We start from the raw sequence: 610 nt of genomic DNA, 5'->3' as shown, positions 1-610 counted from the left end.
CGGCTCATTTGGATGGGGAGGCTATGTTGAACGTGATCAGGATGCGGATCAAAACAATGCTTCAATTTATGGCTCTTACCGTGCTCGCGCAGCTTACCTGACAGGTCGATATAACCGAATTGGAGATAACGACCAAGTTGCACTTTCAGCGACAGGATCGTTGGTTGCAGCAGCAGGACGAATCTTTGCAGCCAATGAAATTGGAGACGGCTACGCAGTTGTGACCAATGCTGGGCCACAAAGCCAAATTATAAATGGCGGAATCAACTTGGGCGTAACTGATAATTCTGGAAGATTTCTGATTCCTAGTCTTATGCCATATAAAGAAAACCATATTTATTTAGATCCATCATATCTGCCTTTGAATTGGAGCGTGAAATCTACAGATCAAAAAACAGTTGTAGGTTATCGCCAAGGTGGCCTTATTGACTTCGGCGCTCATCAGGTCATTTCAGGATTAGTGAAACTTGTTGATGCGAACAATTCACCTTTATTACCGGGTTATACGGTTCGAATTAATGGGCAACAAGATGGTGTAGTTGGCTACGACGGTGAAGTATTTATTTCAAACCTATTAAAGCAAAACAAGCTTGAAGTCGATCTTCTGGAT

General features: G+C 42.8%; 1 protein-coding gene. It reads left to right on the top strand.

Going from position 1 to position 610, the window contains the following annotated elements; translation table 11 throughout:
* Nucleotides 1–610, top strand: a 610-nt coding sequence (locus NL42_RS18740; RefSeq protein WP_461313895.1) for a fimbria/pilus outer membrane usher protein, incomplete at both ends; no start/stop codon positions are given.

The sequence above is a fragment of the Acinetobacter sp. GN11 genome (assembly GCF_054823985.1).
The sequence above is the reverse complement of the archived record's forward strand: the minus strand, read 5'-3'. Positions and strand labels throughout refer to the sequence as shown.